Here is a 17,818-nt window from a genome sequence, read left to right as displayed (position 1 = left end):
CTCTCCCCGCCTGCGAGGAGAGGCCGGATTGCATCGCCAGATGCGATCCGGGTGAGGGGGACTCTCCGCACGGCCGGTGCGTGTGGCTGCCCCTCACCCCAACCCTCTCCCCGTAAGAACGGGGAGAGGGAGCGCACTGCTCGTGCGGGAAGAGCTCGAACCCAACGTGCGAATGACGTCACATCGAACTGAGCGGCTAGCGCTCCCGATCACCCGTTGATCGGGAACACCGGCTTCGCGTCGGCATACTCCGCCGGATAGATCACCTTGATGTCCTTGCCTTGCACCTGCGTGTTCAGCGGCAGCGCGCTCGAGTTCTGGCCCTTGGCGTCGAACTTGGTCTTGCCGTAGGGCATGATGCCGCTGTCGAACTCGTTCGCTGCCAAGGCTTCGATGATCTTGGCGCGGTCGGCGCTGCCGGCCTTCTCGACGGCCTGGGCGAACACCTTCACCAGCGAGTAGTTGATCGGCGTGTTGTAGGCGTAGAACTTGCCGGCCGCGGTCACGGTCTCGCGGAGTTTCGCCGTGATCGGGCTCTTGGGATCGCCCCAATGGTTGCAATCCATCACGCCCTGGGCTGCTTCCGGAAACTCGTTGACGAAGCGGTAGCTCGACGCGGCGCCGCCGAACACAGCGTAGATGCCCTTCGCACGGACGCGCTGCTGCTGCAGGGTCCGCGCCATCAGCACGAACTCGTTGAAGTAGTGCGACGGCACGATCAGGTCGGGATTGAGCGCACGCAGCCGCAGCACGACGTTGGTCATGTCGCGCGCCGGTGTCGGATGCGCGATGGTCTCGACGATCTGGAAGCCGAGCGGCGGCAGCTTCTCCTGCATGATCTTGGCGAGGCCCGAGCCGAACAGGCCGTCCTCGTGCACGATCGCCACCGTCTTCACCGGCTTGCCGGCATCGTCGTTGAGCTTGACCAGGTTCTTCAGCGCGACCGCGGTCGCCATGCTGAAGTTCGGGTTGAAGCGGAAGGTGTTCTTCAGGCCTCGCTCGGTGATCGTATCGGCGACAGCGCAATCGACGACGAAGGGCAGATCGTAGCGTGCCGCGGCCTGCGTCGCCGTCAGCGCAATGCCGGAAGCAAAGCCGCCGAGCACGGCGGCGACGCCGGCCGACTGCAGCTCCTCCGTCGCCTGCGCACCGGCTTCCGCATTGGAGCGGCTGTCGCCGACCACGAGATCGAGCTTGGCGCCGCCGAGCGCCTTGATGCCGCCGGCATCGTTGATCTCCTTGACGGCGAACTCGGCGCCGATCTTGGCGAGATCACCATCGAGCGCAAACGCGCCGGAGATCGGCTGCAGCAGGCCGACCTTCACCGGCGCCGGCTCGGCGCGGAGCAGACCGGGCGCCGCCAGCATCGAGGTGAGCGCGACACCGCTTTTGAGCACGGTGCGGCGTGACAGTGACTTCGAGCTGCGCGTCATGACTTCCCCACTTTCCTGACTGGCGGCCGCCGGCGCGGCCGCTCCCTGCGGTACACCTCGGCAGTCGGGCTCCAGTGCCGGTGCCCTTCATCGCCCGTCCGTTCGAGGTTCATCTGCAATGTGTAGCGATCGGGCCGATAGAGCGCCTGCAGATGCTCCATCGGCTGCCCGTCCTTGCCGTAGACCGTGCGGCGCAAGGCCACGAGCGGCATGCCGACGTCGACATCGAGGGCCGCGGCCACATCGGGGCTCGACAGCACCGCGCTGATCTCCTGGCGCGCCGATGCGCTGGTGAGCCCGGAACGCTCGATCAATTCGAGCAGCGGCATGCGCGCGAGATCATCGCGCGAATAGAGCCGGCCGATGCGCTCCGGCACGTGGGCAATGAGATACGAGAACGGCACGCCGTCGACGAGGCGGACGCGCACCGAGCGCTGCGAGCGTTCGTCTGGCGCGAGCTGCAAGGCCTCGCGAATCTGATCGGGCGGCGTGACATAGTCGAAAGACAGCAGACGCACGTCCGTGGTGCGGCCCATCTCGATCAGATGCGCGAACACGTTGGCGACGTCGGCGAGGACCGTCCGTACCTTGGAGGGCGGACGATGCACGAAGGTGCCGAGCCCGCTCTTCTTCTGGATCAGGTCCTCGCCGGCGAGCAGATCGAGCGCCTGGCGGATGGTGACGCGAGAGACGCTGTGCTCCTCGGCCAGCGCGAATTCGCCGGGCAACCGCTCGCCGTCCGCAAGCTCGCCGGATGCGATCTTGTCCTTCAGCAGAAGGTAGATCCGTCGTGCCTTCAGTGGCTCGGACGCAGCGCGCAAGGCGGGTGACCCCCAGTGATTTCGACCTATCTTGCTTTCAATACATGGGGTGTATAGAAAACATGACAGCTTGGGTCAACCGGTCCGCCGCCATGGGAGCAAGGATCGAGCCATGAATCGATTCCTGGGAGGATCGCGCGATTTGTCGCAACATCGGCCATCTGCGCAGGACGGGAACAACCACGGCTGCAGGGAGTGATGACGTGAGCATTGCGCGGTGACGACGAGATCGGCCGAGGACGCCCGGGGGATGACGGACGACGCAGGGCAGCCGCGAACACTGTTCGACAAGGCCTGGGATGCGCATGTGGTGACGCACCGCGAGGATGGCGCGGAACTGCTGTTCATCGACCGCCACCTCGTGCATGAAGGCTCGTTCCACGCCTTCAACAAGCTCAAGGAGAAGCGCGCGAAGGTGCGCCGGCCCGATCTCACCATCGGCGTCGCCGATCACTACGTGCCGACGCGCACCCGGGTGCTGAGCGCGATCGCGCCTGATATCGCCGGCATGATCCGCCAGCTCGACGATAATTGCCGGGCCAACAATATCAGCATCTTCGGCTTCGACGATCCGCGCCAGGGCATCGTCCACGTGGTCGGGCCCGAGCAGGGTCTCACGCTGCCCGGCCTCACCATGGTCTGCGGCGACAGCCACACCTCGACGCACGGCGCGTTCGGCGCGCTCGCCTTCGGCATCGGCGCCTCGGAAGTCGCGCATGTGCTGCTGACGCAATGCCTGTGGCAGACGAAGCCGAGGCGGATGCGCATCATCATCGATGGTGCGACTGCGCCGGGGATCACCGCCAAGGACATCGCGCTGTCGATCATCGCCAGAATCGGCGCCGATGGCGCGCAGGGGCATGCAATCGAGTATGCGGGTTCAGCGATCCGCGCGCTGTCGATGGAGGGACGGCTAACGCTGTGCAACCTCTCGATCGAGAGCGGCGCGCGCTGCGGCATGATCGCGCCGGATGAGTCCACTTTCGCTTATGTGAAGGGACGGCCGTTCGCGCCGGAGGGCGAGCTGCTCGAGCGCGCCGTCGCGGCGTGGCGCGAGCTGCCGACGGATGCCGACGCGGTGTTCGATCGTGAGATCGCTCTTGATGGCATCGACGTTGCGCCGACGGTGACCTGGGGTATCAGCCCGGAGGATGCGCTGCCGATCGGCGCGCGCCTACCGGATCCAGCCAGCCTCGACGACGCCTCACGCGCGGGCCATGTGCGCGAGGCGCTCGACTACATGGGGCTGACGGCGGGCCAGGCGCTCGACACGATCAGAATCGACCGCGTCTTCATCGGCTCCTGCACCAATGGCCGCATCGAGGACCTGCGCGCCGCCGCCGGTATTCTCGCCGGCCGCAAGGCCCGCGTACCCGGGATGGTCTCGCCCGGCTCGCATCTCGTCAAGCAGCGGGCCGAGCAGGAAGGCCTCGACCGCATCTTCATCGCTGCCGGCCTCGATTGGGTGGGCTCGGGCTGCTCGATGTGCGTCGGCATGAATGGCGATCTGGTGCCGGCCGGCGAGCGTTGCGCGTCCACGACCAACCGCAACTTCAAGGGCCGCCAGGGTCCCGGCGCGCGCACGCATCTGATGTCGCCGGCCATGGTCGCGGCCGCAGCCGTGACCGGCCATTTGACCGACGTGCGACCGCTCCTGAGGAGCGACGCATGAAGCCGTTCGAGATCCTCACGACCAATGCCTGCGCGCTGCCGCTCGCCAGCATCGACACCGATCAGCTGATCCCGGCGCGGTTCATGAAGCGCTCGCGCGCCGACGGCTATGGGCAATATCTGCTTTACGACATGCGGTTCGACGAAAAGGGCCAGACGCGGCCCGACTTTCCGCTCAACGCGGCGAGCGCCGCCGGCGCCGGAGTGCTGGTCGTCAGGCGCAATTTCGGCGCCGGCTCCTCGCGCGAGGCCGCGGTCTACGCGCTGGCCGATTTCGGCTTCCGCTGCGTGATCGCGCCGAGCTTCGGCGACATCTTCGCCTCCAATGCCGTCAACAACGGATTGCTGCCGGCGAAAGTCAGCGACGCCGATGCGGAAGAGATTCTCGCGCTGCTACAAACCACGGCAGCAGCGATCACCGTCGACCTCAACGATGGCCTGATCCGGCTCGGCAACCGCACGTTTTCGTTTTCGGTCGATCCGACCTGGCGCACGAGGCTGATCAACGGCTGGGACGATCTCGACCTCACTCTGTCGCTCACCGGCGATATCGCCAGCTTTGAAGATCGCGACGCCGAACAGCGCCCCTGGGCCCGACTGCGGGACCGGAGCACCTGAGCTGGCTCGTCCAAAAAGAAAGAAGCCGCCCACACATTTCGGTGCAGGCGGCCCAAGTCCAGGGAGGAAACGCCCCAAGAAGGGCTGCATTCGGTTTACTAGATCAGGTGAGTCGTGGGTATCCGGATGATACCGGAGGTTGCGGTGTCGAAGGCCGGTTCCCTGCCAGACTGAGATACCACTCAACGATCAGGCTGCAGCCTGACGCTCCTCGTGCCGAACGAATTCCAGCGTGACCTTCTCGACATTGGAATCGACCCACTCCGCCATCCGCTCCTCTTCCTGCAGCGACTGCGTGAGCGGGCCGCGCGCGTCTTCGACACCGGCGGCCCGGCACAGCGCAAGCAACGACTTGTAGGCGGCGATCTCGAAGTTCTCGAACGCATTGTTGGCGAGGGTGTTTTTCAGGATCTCGTCGCCGGACATCGCATGTCTCATGACCAACAGATTGGCCATACCCGACTGCATCGTGTCCTGACGAGTCTTGATGGACGCGAACACGAGGTCGTTATCAACGCCACATCGTCGGCGTCGCGAGAGGACGCTTGTGGTGGCCGTTCTCATGGAGTGAGCCGCCATCATCAGCGGCGTGATCGTGGTTCGTCTCGGGCTCGATCGCAGGAGATTGGTCGAGTTGGATCAATGGAACCGCGGTGGCTTGCGCCGCAGAGTCCAGCCCGCTGTCCGCGCTTGGCGTGCCGGAACTCGGCTGAATACTCGGCTGGTCAACGGGGTCGTGCATGCGGCAGCTCCGAGCCCTGAAGCGACGGTTACTAATCCCCTGCGAGATTAGGCGATATCAACTGCGTTAATCCATGCGCGATCTCGCCGCGTGCGGCTGATTCGACCGTAACGCGACGGAACGCGGTCTCAATGCCATCGGTTCGTGGCCACGCGATGACGAGTTCTGCGCTGCGGCAGGAATCGTGATCACAGGTTCCGCCGACGCTAGCTCTTGCTTGCGCCGACGCGGTCGAGCAGCGCGGCGCCGGTACGGATGCCATTGTAGAAGCAGTCGATCGTCATGTTCTCGTTCGGCGCGTGGTTTGCCTCGTCGGCATTGGCATAGGGAACGACGAAAGCGGGCACGCCCAGGATCTTGGTGAAGACGTAGTCCGGCAGGCTACCGCCGGTGCAGGGAAATTCCAGCGGCGGCACGCCTTGCGCCAATTCGATCGCGTCGCGGATGATGGCGCCATAGGGCGTATCGAGCGGCACGCGCGAGGGCAGCATGCCGCCGCGGGGGATGAACTCGACCTCGGGGGAATGTTTTTTGACGTGGGCTTCCACCTTCGCCAGCACATCGTCCGGCGTCATCGCCTCGACCAGGCGGATGTCGCATTTGACGACCGCCTCGCACGGCAGCACCGTCTTGCTGCCGGGGCCGCCATAGCCGCCGTGGAAGCCGTTGATGGTGAGCGTCGGATGGAACATCAGCCGCTCGTAATAGCCGCGCTCCGCCGGGGCATCGAGACGCGTGAGACCGAGGCTCGCCTTGGCAGCATCGAGATCGAGCGGCAGACGCTCCACCGCGGCGACGTCGAGCGCGCTCAGCGGCACGATCGCGTCGTGCAGACCGTCGATCGTGATCTCGCCGGCGGCATTCTTCATCGTCCCGAGCAGATGCACCAGGGTCCAGATCGGATTCGGCACGATGCCGCCGAGATTGCCGGAATGCACGTCTCGCCTGGCATGTTTCGCACGCAGCTCGAACGAGCACATGCCGCGGACGCCATAGGTCATGGTCGGCCGTCCCGACGGATGCATCGGGCCGTCGGCGGTGACCACGTAATCGGCCTTCAACTTCTCGCGATGTCCGGCGACAAACTCGGCGATGCGCGGACTGCCGATCTCCTCCTCGCCTTCGAGCAGGACGATCACGTTGCACGGCAGCTCGCCGTGAACCTTGAGATGAGATTCGATCGCCATCAACTGCGCGAAGTGCTGGCCCTTGTTGTCGCCGATGCCGCGCGCATAGATGCGGCCGTCACGGATGGTCGGCTCGAACGGCGGGCTCACCCACAGCTCGAGCGGATCCGGCGGCTGCACGTCGTAGTGGCCATAGAGCAGCACGGTCGGCGCGCCCGGCTTGTTCTGCCAGCGCCCGAGCACCATCGGATGGCCCGCCGTCGGCACCGTCTCCGCCTCGAGCCCGATCTCCTGCAGCATCGTCACCAGCAGTGCGGCGACTTCGGCGATGCCGATATTGTGAGCGCTGATCGAGGGATGCCGGACATAGTCCATCACGCGGGCGAGGAAATCCTGCTTTTGGTTCTCGACGTGAGCGAACACTGCATTCAAGCCAGCGGATGGACGCGGCAGGCTACGCTGTTCGTTCATGATGTCGGCTTTCGGTGGCGAATGCGATGGAGGGCACCCCATGTTCAATCGAATCGCCCCGGAAAGCAAATGACGCGCGGAGCGAGCCCCGCGCGTCATTAGCAGACCGCCCGATGCGGCGCGGCGCTCAGCCCTTGACTGCGGTGACCACGATCTCGATCAGGGCGCCGCCGCCGAGATCGGAGATGCCGACCGTGGCGCGGACCGGCAGATCGTCGCCGAAGAATGCGGTCCAGGCCGCATCCATCTCCTTCTTCTTCGACAGATCGGTGACGAAGATCTGGCCGGAGACGACGCGCGTCTTGTCGGTGCCGGCCTCTTTCAGGAAGCCGTCGATCTTGCCGAGAATGTTGCGGGTCTGCTCGCCCATGGACACCGAGGTGTCGTCGGCGATGGTGCCGCCGACGAAGACGAAGCCGTTGGCCTCGACGATGCGGTGATGGATGGCGGAGCGGATCTTGCGGGTGACGGTCATTATGTCCTCATGTGGTTGGTGACGGGATGGGGTCGCGGAAGCGCGCGATGCTGAGATCGCTGACGCGGGTCTGGGTGCCGCCGCTGACGATCAGCTCGGCCATCACGGCGCCGGCGCCGGGGCCGAGCTGGAAGCCATGCGCGGAGAAGCCGAACTGGTGATACAGCCCCTCGTGCCGTGCGCTCGGGCCAAACACCGGAATGTCGTCGCGCATGCGCGCCTCGATGCCGGCCCAGGCACGCACGATGGTGGTGTTGCGCATCACCTCGAACAGCTCGGACACCGTACTCGCACTATCCGACAGCTTGCGCCAGTCGAGCACCGTCTCGTTGCGGTCCTGATAGGGGGTGGCGAGATGCCCGCCGCCGATCAGCACCGTGCCGTTCGGGAACTGCTTGAACGACAGCTTGCGGCCGCGCAGGATCACGACGGGATCGATGAAGTGCGCGACGGGCGAGGTGATCATCAGCATCGGCGCGATGGTCTCGACCGGCACCGGCTCGCCGAACTGCGCCGCGATGCGTCCGGCCCAGGCGCCGGCGGCGTTGACCAGCACCGGTGCGGCAAACGTCTCGCTGCCAGCGTCGACATGCCAAAGACCATGCTCCTTCCGGATGCTGGTCGCGGCAATCCCCTCACGCACGAGTGCACCGAGCTGCTCGGCCTTGCGGCGAAACGCCGCCGTCGTGCGCGCGGGCTGCGCGGCGCCATCGCGCCGCGACACCACGCCGCCCGGGCAGCTCTCGGCCACGGCCGGCACGAGGCGGCGCAACTCCGTACCGTCGATCAGTTCCTCATGAGCGAAGCCGCGTCCGTTGAGATCGGCGACGCGGGCACGGCAGGCGTCGAGCTCCGCGTCGTTCTCGGCGACCAGGACCTGGCCGAAGCTCTCGAAGCCGCAATCATCGTCGACGAGCTCACTGATGTTCTCCCAGATCGCCATCGAGCGGATCGACAGCGGAATCTCGGCGACGTCGCGCGCGAGCTGCCGCACGCCGCCGGCATTGACGCCGGAGGCATGGCGGCCGGCATAGTCCTTCTCGATCAGCACCGGCTTCAAGCCGGCGAGACAGAGATGCAGCGCGGTGGAGCAGCCGTGGATGCCGCCACCCACGATGATGGCATCCTTTCTCACCGTCATCCGCGCACCACGGCTTTGGTCGCGTCTTCGTTCTTGGGAAGGTTCGCCAGCTCCGACAGCATGATCGGCTTCACCGGCGCACGCAGGCGATAATAGCCGATCTCCTGCGGGCTCTTGCCGCGCGCCTCCGCCATCAGTTCGGTGACGGTCAAGCCGCACAGCCGGCCCTGGCATGGGCCCATGCCGGTGCGGCGATAGGCCTTGAGCTGGTTCGGCCCGGTGGCGCCGATCGCGACGGAGTCGAGCACATCCTTGGCGGTGATCTCCTCGCAGCGGCACACGATGGTATCGCCTTGCGGGATGCGAAACTGCTTCGCCGGCTGGAACAGGACATCGAGAAAGGCGCGGCCGCGCTCGGCCCGCTTCAATTGCGACGAATAGTCAATGACCTTTGCGGCGGGCCGAAGCGCCTTGATTGCACTTACCGCCGCAATGCGCCCGCGCCACACGGCAGCCTGCGCACCACCGATGCCGGCGCCGTCGCCGGCAATCGCGATGCCCGGGATCGAGCTGTTGCCGTCAGCATCGAGCACAGGCGTCCAGCATAGCTGCAGTTCGTTCCAGCGATGCTCGACACCGGCGGCCATCGCCAGATTGACATTGGGCACCACGCCCTGATGCAACAGGAGCAGATCCGCCGGGATCGTCTCGCGCGGGCCGGCGGCGACGTAAGTGACGGAAGCGAGCTTGCCGTCGCCGCTTGCGGACAATTCGGTGACGCCCTTGACCACCTGCACCTTGGCCTTGACCTCGCGCATCATCGCCAGACCTTTCAAGAAGTAAGGCGAGGTCATGAACGCAAAGGCGTGCGGCAGGGCGGCGATGTAGTTGGCGCGCGGCGTGGTGTCGAGCACACGGTCGATGCGGCCGCCGAGCCGCAGGATCTGGGCGGCGAGCAGCCACAGCAGCGGGCCCTGCCCTGCGATCACGGCCGGACAATCCGGCACCAGCCCGGACGATTTCAGCATCGTCTGCGCTGCGCCGGCCGTCATCACGCCCGGCAGGGTCCAGCCGGGAATCGGGAACGGACGCTCCTGCGCGCCGGTCGCGATGATGACGCGCCTGGCCTTGATGAAGGCCGAGCCGCCACCCACGGAGATGCCGAGTTCGAGGTTGCGGTCGAGGCTCCACACGGTGGCGCGGTGGATGATCTCGGCGTCGCTCTCACTTGCTGCTTTGGCGATGCCAGCGCCGGACCAGTAGTCCGTGCCAAGCAACGCTTCAGTCTTCACTGGCGTGGAGTTGATCGCGCGCCAGACCTGTCCGCCCGGGCCGGCGTTCTCGTCGAGCAGCAGAGTGGACAATCCGGCATCGGCCACGGTGGCTGTCGCAGCAAGCCCTGCGGGGCCGGCGCCGATCACCACGACGTCATATTGATCTCGCTTCGGCGCCGCGCTCATTTGCCGATCTCCCGCTTGCCCTTCTGGATTTCGATCTGCATGCCGTCGGCGACAGGGACGAGGCAGCCCTGGCGGTTGCCGACGCCGTCGATGGTGACGAGACAATCGAAGCACACGCCCATCATGCAGTAAGGCAGCCGCCTGGCGCCGCTGACCGCGGTCGAGCGGCGGACGTCGAGGCCTGAGGCGAGCAGCGCCGCCGACACCGTGTCGCCCTCGCGCGCGGTGACCGCCTGGCCTTCGACATGGATCGTCACCGGCCGCCTGGCATCGCCGTCTGCTCGCTTGAACATCGTCATCTCCGTGGCCACGTTCGGCCTATCAACATCAGTAATAGCCACTGCCGCCCGCTCCAGTTTCGCTCGCAAAGCGGCTCGCCGTGAAGGCACCGACCAGCTCCGCATCGAGCGCGCCGTCCTTGACCATGCGCGCGATCTCGAAGGCGTGGTTGGCGGCCAAGGTCACACCGGAATGGCAGCAGGCGACGAAGGCGCCCGGATGAGTCTCCGACTGCTCGTAGATCGGGAAGCCGTCCTTCGGCATCACACGGATGCCGGTCCAGCTCCTGACGACGTTGAGCCGCGCCAGATGCGGAAAGGTGCGCTGAGCGCGATCGGCCATCACAGCGTTGACGGAAAAGTTCTGCACGCGGTCGTCGAGCTCATCCTCCTTGCTGTCGCCGATCATCACCGTGCCCTCGTCGGTCTGGCGGATCGTGGTCAGCGGATGCGGCAGGAACGGCACCGTGCGCTCGGTCACGACGATCTGGCCCCGCGTGGGTCCCATCGGCGCTGACAGGCCGACCATCGGCGCCAGCGTCTGGTTGGCATTGCCCGCCGCGAGCACGACCTTGGCGGCGTGCACCTCGCCTAGCGCCGTCGTCAGCCTGAACTCATCGCCCTCGCGCATGATCGCACTGACCGCGCGCTCCGGCAGATAGTCGACGCCGAACTGCTTCATGCCGGCATGCAGCGCGCGGAAGGTGCGCAGCGAATTCACGTGTCCGTCATAGGGACAGAAACTGCCGCCGGAGACCTCCGGCCCGATCAGCGGCAGCATCTTCTTCACCTCTGCCGCCGGCAGCATCTCCATTTGATAGTCGGCGGCGCCGGCCTGGTTGTGCATGCGGGCGACGAGTTGCGTGCGCTGCTCGTATTCGGCCTCGCCAAGGGTGAGATGAAAGCCGCCATTCTGCTGCAGCACCACGTCGAGGGCCGTCTGCGACTTCAGCTCTTCGGCGAGTTGCGGCCACGCCTTGGCGCCACGCACAGTCCAGCCGGTATAGGCCGGCATGCCCAGGCCCTTGCTCTGTACCCACACCAGCGCGAAGTTGGCGCGCGAGGCGCGCTTGGCGATGTCGCCTTCGTCGAGCACGGCGACGCGCTGGCCAAGCCGGCCGAGTCCCCAGGCAATCGCAGAGCCGAGCAGGCCGCCGCCGACGACGGCGACGTCGTAGTCTCTTTTCATGGTCTCTCCTATCGTCCTGCGTCGCCGCCTTTGGCGGTCAGCACGCGGTCGAGCCCGTAGAAGCGGTCGAGCAGGATCAGGACGGTCATGGTGACGGCAATGACGCTGGCGGACACCGACGTCACCAGCGGATCGATGTTGTCCTGGATGTAGAGGAACATGCGCACCGGCAAGGTCTCGGTGCCGGGCGTCGCCAGGAACACGGTCATGGTCAGGTCGTCGAACGACTGGATGAAGGCGAGCATCCAGCCGGACACGATGCCCGGCAGGATCGCCGGCAGGGTGACGCGGCGGAACATGGTCCAGCCGTCGGCGCCGAGCGAGATCGCGGCCATCTCGACCGAGCGGTCCATGCCCGTGGCCGACGCCAAGGTCAGCCGCAGCGCGAACGGAAACACGACGACGACATGGGCGATCACCAGCGCCACGAACGTGCCACCGATGCCGACCGAGGTGAAGAAGCGCAGGAAGGCGATGCCGAGCACGACATGCGGGATCATCAAGGGCGACAGGAACAGTGCCGACAGCGCATCGCGGCCGCGGAAGCGATAGCGGCTGAGCGCCAGCGCCGCCGGCACCGCGAACAGCAGCGCCACGCAGGACGACAGCGCGCCGAGCCACAGGCTCACGCCAAATGCGTGGACGAATTCCGGATAGTTCGCCAGCGCCCTGAACCAGCGCAGCGAGAAGCTGGTGATCGGGATCGACAGAAAACCTTCCGGCGTGAAGGCGACCCAGCAGACGACCACGATCGGCGCCAGCATGAAGACGACGAACAGCGCGTGGAAGATCAGCGCCAGAGGACCATTCCGGCTCATCGGAACATCTCCTGGTAGCGGCGCTCGATCAGCGCGTTGGAACCGACCACGATCAGCACCAGCGCGATCAGCAGCAGCACGGCGACGGCGGCGCCGAGCGGCCAGTTCAGCGTGTTCAGGAATTCGTCATAGGCGAGCGTGGCCGCGACCTTGAGCCGGCGGCCGCCGATGATCGCGGGCGTGGCGAAAGCGCTTGCCGACAGCGAGAACACGATGATCGCGCCCGACAGAACGCCCGGCATGATCTGCGGCAGCACGATGCGGCGGACCACGGTCAGCGAGTTGGCGCCGAGCGACAGCGCGGCATTCTCGATCTGCGGATCGAGCCGCTGCAGCGCGGTCCACACCGCGAGCACCATGAACGGCATCATCGCATGCGCCAGCGCGATCACCATGCCGGTCTCGGTGAACATGAATCTGACCGGCGAGTTGATCAGGCCAAGCGTCATGAGAAGCTTGTTGGCCAGACCGTTATTGCCCCCGAACAGCAGCGCCCAGCCGAGGGTGCGCGCCACCACCGAGATCAACAACGGGCCGATGATCACCAGCAGGAAGAGGCCCTTCCACGGCCCCTGCATGCGGTTGAGGATGTAGGCCTCGGGCACGCCGAACACCGCGGTGATCAAGGTCGCCAGCAGCGCGACCCGGAAGGTGCGCCAGAACATCTCGGCATAGTAAGGATCGTCAAATATCTCGATCCAGTTCTTCAGGATGAAGACCGGCTCGATGCCCTTGTACTGGCCCCAATCGTGGAACGACAGCATCACGGTCATCGCGAGTGGAATCACGACGACGCCAGTGAACAGCATCAAGGCGGGCAGCGCCAGCGAGAGGCCGGCGCGCGTGTCGGACGAGTTGGACGCGACCATCGCGCTCATGCCGCAGCCTTCGCGGCGCGCAGGCTCATGTCCGCGTCCTGCCAGACGAGATGCACCGCGGCGCCCTGCTCCGGCTGCATCTGACCGTCATTTTGCCGGATCACGATCGCGGGCCCGCACTCGGTGTCGCATTGGAACAGCCAGTGATTGCCCTGGAATATCCGGCTGGTGATGCGCCCCGCGAGACCGGCGTCGCCGAAGCTGATGCGCTCAGGCCGGACGGTGACCGTCACGGTCCCGGAGACCCCGACAGGCGCCGGCGCGCTCCACGAACCCGCAACGAGCTTGGCCTGGTCTGCGGTGCGAGCGACCGTCGCAGCAAACTCGTTGGTCTTGCCGAGAAACTGCGCGACGAAGGCCGAGGCCGGCTGCTCATAGACCTCTTGCGGCGTGCCGATCTGCTCGATCCGCCCCTTGCTCATCACGACGATGCGGTCGGACAGCGACATCGCCTCGATCTGATCGTGGGTGACGAGGATGGTGGTGGTGCCGAGATTGCGCTGGATCTGGCGCAGCTCGATCTGCATGTCCTCGCGCAGCCGTGCGTCCAGATTGGACAGCGGCTCGTCGAGCAGGAGCACGCTCGGACGGATCACCAGCGCCCGCGCCAGCGCGACGCGCTGCTGCTGGCCGCCGGACATGCGACGGGGATGACGGTCCTCATAGCCGGCAAGGCCGACCAGCGTGAGAGCCGATCGCACGCGCTCCTCGCGTTCGTTGCGCGCGACCTTGCGCATCTCCAGGCCGAACGCGACGTTCTCGGCCGCCGTCATGTGCGGAAACAGCGCGTAGCTCTGAAACACGATGCCGAGCCCGCGCTTCGCCGGCGGCACCGCGACGAGATCCTTGCCTTCGAGCCGGATCGCGCCCTGCGAGGGATCGAGGAAGCCCGCGATCATCTGCAGGGTCGTGGTCTTGCCGCAGCCGGAGGGGCCGAGGAACGAGATGAACTCGCCCTTGGCGACGCCGAGGCTGAACTCTTCGACGGCCGTGTTCGGGCCGAACGATTTTCCGACACGGTCGAGTTCGAGGAGGGACATGAAGGGGTTCCGAACTAACTCTGGACTTGGATCCGGTGGCAAGACAATGGTCAGCATCGGCAGACATCATCTCGGTCTATCAACGCGCTCGCTGCAACCTCGCCCCGCTCTTGTCCGCCGTAGCTCGAAGAGCGAAGGCGGATGCGGGGAGAGGTCGGATTGCATCGCAAGATGCAATCCGGGTGAAGGTGTACAGGTCCAACGACGTACACCGCCCGTGCGGCTGCCCCTCACCCCACCCCTCTCCCCGTAAGAACGGGGCGAGGGAGCTCACTGCCGTCTGGGCGAGGAGGCGTGGCAAACCATCAGCGCTCGACTTCGCGATTCCAGCGCTTGGTCCATTCCTCGCGCTTCTCATTGACCACGGTCCAATCGGGCGCATAGACCTTGGCGGCCCGCTCGCCGATCGGCGCCATGGCGCCGACGCCCTCGGGCACCACGACCGACTTCACCACCGGGCCGTAGCCATATTCCTTCAGCATCGTGAGCTGGATCTTCGGATCGAGCAGCAGCTTGATGAAGCTCGACGCCAATGGCGAGACCGAGGCCTTGGCGATCGGGCACGCCGTCGTCAGCAGGCTCACGGCGCCCTCCTTCGGATAGACGAAATCGACCGGAAAGCCGGTGTTGGCGAAGCTCTGCACGCGGCCGCTGCCCCACACGGCGATGACGGCCTGGCCCGACTGGAACAGCTCGGTCATCTTGCCCGGCGACGGCTCGTAGGCGAGCACGTTCGGATTGATATCGGTCTTGAAGATCTTGAAGCCGGCATCGACATTGGTCTCGCTGCCGCCGTTCATCTTGGCCAGCATCAACAGCGCGTTGAGTCCGTAGGTGTTGTTGATCGGCGGGATGACGAGCTGCTGTTTGTATTTCGGATCCTTCAGGTCATTCCACGAATTCGGCGCCGCCCAGCCTTTCTCGGCGAACACCTTCTTGTTGTACATCAGCCCCGTCGCGACGAGGCCGATGGCGACCGCCTTGTCGTCCTTGAAATGCGCGATGTCGAGGAGATCGCCGGGCAGTCCGGTGACCTTGTCGCAGAAGCCGAGCTGGATCGCCTGGTACATCGGGCCATCGTCGAGGATCGCGACGTCGATCTGCTGATTGCCCTTCTGCGCCTGCAGCTTGGCGAGCGTATCGGTGGAATTGCCGGCGACGTATTCGACCTTGACGCCGTTGGCCTGCTCGAACGGCGGGATCACCTCCTCGCGGACCGTCTTCTCGAACGAGCCGCCATAACCGGCGACATAGAGCGTCTTCTGCTGAGCCGAGACCTGGGAGGCCGGCGCCAGGACGGCGACGCTGACCGCCACCAGGAGGTTGAGGTGCTTCATTGGACCGATCTCCATTACCTTGAATCCACGACGGTATTTCAAAACCATCTGGGGAGATCAGCTTGGTCGATTGCGCCAGCAGCTCAGGGAACCTGAAGCTGAACAGCCTAAAAAACGAGCCACCCCTCACCCTGCCAAAAAAGATCGCAGTGGAGGCTTTGATCGTCCAATGAATAATGACGCCATCTTCATACTCAAATGTTATGAATGGCCATGGCGAGGATCAATTCGCGGCAAGTCGAAGCCTTCCGGGCAATGATGCTGACCGGCAGCGTCACCGAAGCGGCCAAGCTGATGGCGGTCACCCAGCCAGCCGTCAGTCGGCTGCTGCGCGACTTCCAAGCGCTGCTGAGGATGGAGCTGTTCGAACGGCGCGGCACGGGCCTGGTGCCGAGCGCGGCGGCGACCGCGCTCTACATGGAGGTCGAGCGCTCCTTCGTCGGGCTCGATCGCATCACCGCGGCCGCCGAGGAAATCCGCGGCCGGCGCACCGGGACGCTGCGCATCGCAGCGTTGCCCGCGCTGTCGAACGGATATCTGCCACGACTGGCCGGCGGCTTCCTGCAGGAGCGGCCGAACCTCAACCTCGCCTTCTTCGGCGTGATCTCGCCGATCGTGATCGACTGGGTGCTGAACGCGCAATGTGACGTCGGCTTCGCCGAAGTGCCGATCGCGCATGCCGGCCTGCCGAGCATCAAGCTGCCGGCGCTCGCGCGCGTCGCGGTGCTGCCCACCGGGCATCGGCTGGCCGCCAAGGCCAGCCTGGTGCCGCGCGATTTCGAGGGCGAGACCTTCATCTCACTCTCGGCCGGCTCGACCAGCCGGCATCTGATCGACCAGATCTTTCATCGCGAGGACATCAGACGGGTGCTGCGGGTCGAGACGACGCTGTCGGAGATCATGTGCGGGATGGTGTCGTCCGGTCTCGGCGTGGCGATCTGCGATCCGTTCACGGCGCGCGAGTTCGACGGCCGCGGCGTCGAGATGCGGCCGTTCACCCCACGCATCGATTTCGAATTCGCCGCGGTGTTTCCGCCGCAGCGCAGCCCTTCGCCAGTGGCGCTCGATCTGGTCGAATCGGTTCGGAGCGCACTCGACGAATTCGACAAAGCGTCAGCCATCTGACGAATTGGGAAGGCCTTGCGATTGCTAGGAGCCAGCCCGGGCCTTGCTCGCGGCGATCTGATGCAGCGCCCATCTCGCGTTCTTGCGCACGTCCGGATCGAGATCGTTGGCGACCAAAGCGAGGAACGGCTCGCCGTCAAGCGCGGCGATCTCGCCGAGCGCAGCCGCCGCCTCCTTCCGCAGATTGGCCTGCTCATGGGTGATGCAATGGCCGATCGGCCGCACCGCATGCAGGATCTTCATTCGCCCGAGGCTGCGGATCGCCTTCAACCGCACCTGCCAGAACTCGTCCGCCAAGCAGTGGATCAGCGGATCAGCCGCGACCGCGCCATTGATGTTGAGGCCGAGCGTTTCGGCTGCCATCTCTCGCACCATCCAGTCGGAATCCTTGAGCGCCCGGGTGATGGTCTCGGCCGCGATCTTCATGTGCGAGAACGCGAGCGCGCTGACTGCGGCGCGCCGGACATGCGCGTCGGGATCGCCGATCAGCGCCGTCAGCGCGGGAATCGACTCTTCCAGCTTGAGGAAGCCGATGACGCCGATCGCCTGCACGCGGACCGCGGCATCCGGATCCTGCAGCGCCTCCAGCGCCGGCTTCAGCGTATCCTTGCGCCGCAGCTCCTTCAGCGCGCGCAGCGCTCCCGTGCGAACGAAGGCATGGGCGTGTTTCACCAGCGGCAGGATGGCGTCGGCCGACGCGGGATCCTTGAACTCGGCGAGACTCTCGGCGGCAGCCGACGCGACGATCCGCTCGGGATCGACGAGCAGCTGCACCAGCGCTTCGGCCGCCTCCGGCCCGTCGAACTCGCCGAGCGCCATCGCAACCTGCTGGCGCACGCCGGCGTCGGGATCGGTCACCATCCTCGCGAGATGTGCGACCGCCGCGGCATCGCCGGAATGTCCCAACGCGATGATCGCGACCCGTCGCTCCGCCGGATCGGCGGCGCCGAGCCGCTCGTCGGCGTCGTCGAGATCGTCGTAGGATTCGAACGGGCTCGACATGATCACCTCAGCAGATAGGGAATGTTGACGGTGACGGCGCCGGTCGGGCAATCCGCCTCGCAGGGCATGCAATACCAGCACTCGTCATAGGCCATGAAGGCCTTGCCGGTCATGTCGCTGATCCTGAGCACGTCGAGCGGACAGACGTCGACGCACACCGTGCAGCCCTTGTCGGCAATGCATTTGGCGTCGTCGACCACGACCGGAACCGACGTCTGATAGGTTGCAAGAGGCATGTCTCGTTCTCCTTCT

General features: G+C 65.6%; 19 protein-coding genes. 3 read left to right on the top strand and 16 right to left on the bottom strand.

Annotated elements, in window-relative coordinates:
• Window positions 1-209: 209 nt before the first annotated feature.
• Complete coding sequence (locus tag S58_RS10780) at window positions 210-1,433, bottom strand: ABC transporter substrate-binding protein (RefSeq protein ID WP_015665328.1); 1,224 nt, start codon at window positions 1,431-1,433, stop codon at window positions 210-212.
• Window positions 1,430-2,254 (bottom strand): GntR family transcriptional regulator, encoded by an 825-nt coding sequence (locus tag S58_RS10775; protein ID WP_015665327.1) that lies wholly within the window; start codon window positions 2,252-2,254, stop codon window positions 1,430-1,432. The genes S58_RS10780 and S58_RS10775 overlap by 4 nt, the downstream gene beginning before the upstream one ends.
• A gap of 250 nt (window positions 2,255-2,504) precedes the next feature.
• Between S58_RS10775 and leuC the strand changes: the two genes are divergently transcribed.
• The gene (gene leuC, locus S58_RS10770; protein WP_015665326.1) at window positions 2,505-3,926 is read left to right on the top strand and encodes a 3-isopropylmalate dehydratase large subunit; all 1,422 of its coding nucleotides are present in this window, start codon (window positions 2,505-2,507) and stop codon (window positions 3,924-3,926) included.
• Window positions 3,923-4,543, top strand: coding sequence for a 3-isopropylmalate dehydratase small subunit (gene leuD, locus S58_RS10765; RefSeq protein ID WP_015665325.1), 621 nt, complete (start codon window positions 3,923-3,925; stop codon window positions 4,541-4,543). Before leuC ends, leuD begins: the two co-directional genes overlap by 4 nt.
• 189 nt (window positions 4,544-4,732) lie before the next feature.
• Here leuD and S58_RS10760 read toward each other — a convergent pair whose 3' ends face one another.
• The 12 genes from S58_RS10760 to S58_RS10705 form a co-directional block, all read right to left on the bottom strand.
• Window positions 4,733-5,044, bottom strand: coding sequence for a DUF892 family protein (locus tag S58_RS10760; protein ID WP_015665324.1), 312 nt, complete (start codon window positions 5,042-5,044; stop codon window positions 4,733-4,735).
• Window positions 5,045-5,054: 10 nt separating this feature from the next.
• Complete coding sequence (locus S58_RS38290) at window positions 5,055-5,285, bottom strand: hypothetical protein (RefSeq protein WP_015665323.1); 231 nt, start codon at window positions 5,283-5,285, stop codon at window positions 5,055-5,057.
• A 206-nt stretch (window positions 5,286-5,491) separates the two neighbouring features.
• Window positions 5,492-6,883: a M20/M25/M40 family metallo-hydrolase gene (locus tag S58_RS10750; RefSeq protein WP_042339197.1), complete on the bottom strand. Its 1,392-nt coding sequence runs from the start codon at window positions 6,881-6,883 to the stop codon at window positions 5,492-5,494.
• A 127-nt stretch (window positions 6,884-7,010) separates the two neighbouring features.
• On the bottom strand, window positions 7,011-7,358 hold the full coding sequence (locus S58_RS10745; protein WP_015665321.1) for a RidA family protein: 348 nt from the start codon (window positions 7,356-7,358) through the stop codon (window positions 7,011-7,013).
• A gap of 7 nt (window positions 7,359-7,365) precedes the next feature.
• The gene (locus S58_RS10740) at window positions 7,366-8,499 is read right to left on the bottom strand and encodes an NAD(P)/FAD-dependent oxidoreductase (protein ID WP_015665320.1); all 1,134 of its coding nucleotides are present in this window, start codon (window positions 8,497-8,499) and stop codon (window positions 7,366-7,368) included.
• Window positions 8,496-9,899 carry an NAD(P)/FAD-dependent oxidoreductase gene (locus S58_RS10735; RefSeq protein WP_015665319.1) on the bottom strand — a complete coding sequence of 468 codons (1,404 nt, stop codon included), beginning with the start codon at window positions 9,897-9,899 and terminating at the stop codon, window positions 8,496-8,498. Before S58_RS10735 ends, S58_RS10740 begins: the two co-directional genes overlap by 4 nt.
• Window positions 9,896-10,192, bottom strand: a complete 297-nt coding sequence (locus S58_RS10730) for a (2Fe-2S)-binding protein (protein ID WP_015665318.1) — start codon at window positions 10,190-10,192, stop codon at window positions 9,896-9,898. Before S58_RS10730 ends, S58_RS10735 begins: the two co-directional genes overlap by 4 nt.
• A gap of 34 nt (window positions 10,193-10,226) precedes the next feature.
• A complete protein-coding gene (locus tag S58_RS10725; protein ID WP_015665317.1) occupies window positions 10,227-11,366 on the bottom strand; it encodes an NAD(P)/FAD-dependent oxidoreductase in 1,140 nt (379 codons plus the stop codon).
• An 8-nt stretch (window positions 11,367-11,374) separates the two neighbouring features.
• Complete coding sequence (locus S58_RS10720; protein WP_015665316.1) at window positions 11,375-12,184, bottom strand: ABC transporter permease; 810 nt, start codon at window positions 12,182-12,184, stop codon at window positions 11,375-11,377.
• The gene (locus tag S58_RS10715) at window positions 12,181-13,053 is read right to left on the bottom strand and encodes an ABC transporter permease (protein WP_377811997.1); all 873 of its coding nucleotides are present in this window, start codon (window positions 13,051-13,053) and stop codon (window positions 12,181-12,183) included. The genes S58_RS10720 and S58_RS10715 overlap by 4 nt, the downstream gene beginning before the upstream one ends.
• 5 nt (window positions 13,054-13,058) lie before the next feature.
• Window positions 13,059-14,102, bottom strand: coding sequence for an ABC transporter ATP-binding protein (locus tag S58_RS10710; protein WP_015665314.1), 1,044 nt, complete (start codon window positions 14,100-14,102; stop codon window positions 13,059-13,061).
• Window positions 14,103-14,407: 305 nt separating this feature from the next.
• Window positions 14,408-15,439: an ABC transporter substrate-binding protein gene (locus S58_RS10705; protein ID WP_015665313.1), complete on the bottom strand. Its 1,032-nt coding sequence runs from the start codon at window positions 15,437-15,439 to the stop codon at window positions 14,408-14,410.
• A gap of 213 nt (window positions 15,440-15,652) precedes the next feature.
• Here S58_RS10705 and S58_RS10700 point away from each other — a divergent pair, with 213 nt between their 5' ends.
• Window positions 15,653-16,564: a LysR substrate-binding domain-containing protein gene (locus S58_RS10700; RefSeq protein WP_042340690.1), complete on the top strand. Its 912-nt coding sequence runs from the start codon at window positions 15,653-15,655 to the stop codon at window positions 16,562-16,564.
• Between the two features lie 24 nt (window positions 16,565-16,588).
• On the opposite strand, the gene S58_RS10695 is transcribed toward S58_RS10700, so the two are convergent.
• Together S58_RS10695 and S58_RS10690 are read right to left on the bottom strand one after the other, a co-directional pair.
• Window positions 16,589-17,566, bottom strand: a complete 978-nt coding sequence (locus S58_RS10695) for a HEAT repeat domain-containing protein (RefSeq protein WP_015665311.1) — start codon at window positions 17,564-17,566, stop codon at window positions 16,589-16,591.
• A 2-nt stretch (window positions 17,567-17,568) separates the two neighbouring features.
• On the bottom strand, window positions 17,569-17,802 hold the full coding sequence (locus tag S58_RS10690; protein ID WP_006609939.1) for a 4Fe-4S dicluster domain-containing protein: 234 nt from the start codon (window positions 17,800-17,802) through the stop codon (window positions 17,569-17,571).
• Between the last annotated feature and the right edge of the window lie 16 nt (window positions 17,803-17,818).

Source organism: Bradyrhizobium oligotrophicum S58 (genome assembly GCF_000344805.1).
Classification (GTDB): Bacteria; Pseudomonadota; Alphaproteobacteria; order Rhizobiales; family Xanthobacteraceae; genus Bradyrhizobium; species Bradyrhizobium oligotrophicum.
This window is presented reverse-complemented; position numbering and strand designations above follow the sequence as displayed.

Bases quoted from the DNA above. Each gene is read 5' to 3' on its own strand.
- S58_RS10780 (WP_015665328.1), bottom strand. From the start codon at position 1,433: ATGACGCGCAGCTCGAAGTCACTGTCACGCCGCACCGTGCTCAAAAGC.
- leuC (WP_015665326.1), top strand. From the start codon at position 2,505: ATGACGGACGACGCAGGGCAGCCGCGAACACTGTTCGACAAGGCCTGG.
- leuD (WP_015665325.1), top strand. From the start codon at position 3,923: ATGAAGCCGTTCGAGATCCTCACGACCAATGCCTGCGCGCTGCCGCTC.
- S58_RS38290 (WP_015665323.1), bottom strand. From the start codon at position 5,285: ATGCACGACCCCGTTGACCAGCCGAGTATTCAGCCGAGTTCCGGCACG.
- S58_RS10750 (WP_042339197.1), bottom strand. From the start codon at position 6,883: ATGAACGAACAGCGTAGCCTGCCGCGTCCATCCGCTGGCTTGAATGCA.
- S58_RS10745 (WP_015665321.1), bottom strand. From the start codon at position 7,358: ATGACCGTCACCCGCAAGATCCGCTCCGCCATCCATCACCGCATCGTC.
- S58_RS10740 (WP_015665320.1), bottom strand. From the start codon at position 8,499: ATGACGGTGAGAAAGGATGCCATCATCGTGGGTGGCGGCATCCACGGC.
- S58_RS10735 (WP_015665319.1), bottom strand. From the start codon at position 9,899: ATGAGCGCGGCGCCGAAGCGAGATCAATATGACGTCGTGGTGATCGGC.
- S58_RS10730 (WP_015665318.1), bottom strand. From the start codon at position 10,192: ATGTTCAAGCGAGCAGACGGCGATGCCAGGCGGCCGGTGACGATCCAT.
- S58_RS10725 (WP_015665317.1), bottom strand. From the start codon at position 11,366: ATGAAAAGAGACTACGACGTCGCCGTCGTCGGCGGCGGCCTGCTCGGC.
- S58_RS10720 (WP_015665316.1), bottom strand. From the start codon at position 12,184: ATGAGCCGGAATGGTCCTCTGGCGCTGATCTTCCACGCGCTGTTCGTC.
- S58_RS10715 (WP_377811997.1), bottom strand. From the start codon at position 13,053: ATGGTCGCGTCCAACTCGTCCGACACGCGCGCCGGCCTCTCGCTGGCG.
- S58_RS10710 (WP_015665314.1), bottom strand. From the start codon at position 14,102: ATGTCCCTCCTCGAACTCGACCGTGTCGGAAAATCGTTCGGCCCGAAC.
- S58_RS10705 (WP_015665313.1), bottom strand. From the start codon at position 15,439: ATGAAGCACCTCAACCTCCTGGTGGCGGTCAGCGTCGCCGTCCTGGCG.
- S58_RS10700 (WP_042340690.1), top strand. From the start codon at position 15,653: ATGGCGAGGATCAATTCGCGGCAAGTCGAAGCCTTCCGGGCAATGATG.
- S58_RS10695 (WP_015665311.1), bottom strand. From the start codon at position 17,566: ATGTCGAGCCCGTTCGAATCCTACGACGATCTCGACGACGCCGACGAG.
- S58_RS10690 (WP_006609939.1), bottom strand. From the start codon at position 17,802: ATGCCTCTTGCAACCTATCAGACGTCGGTTCCGGTCGTGGTCGACGAC.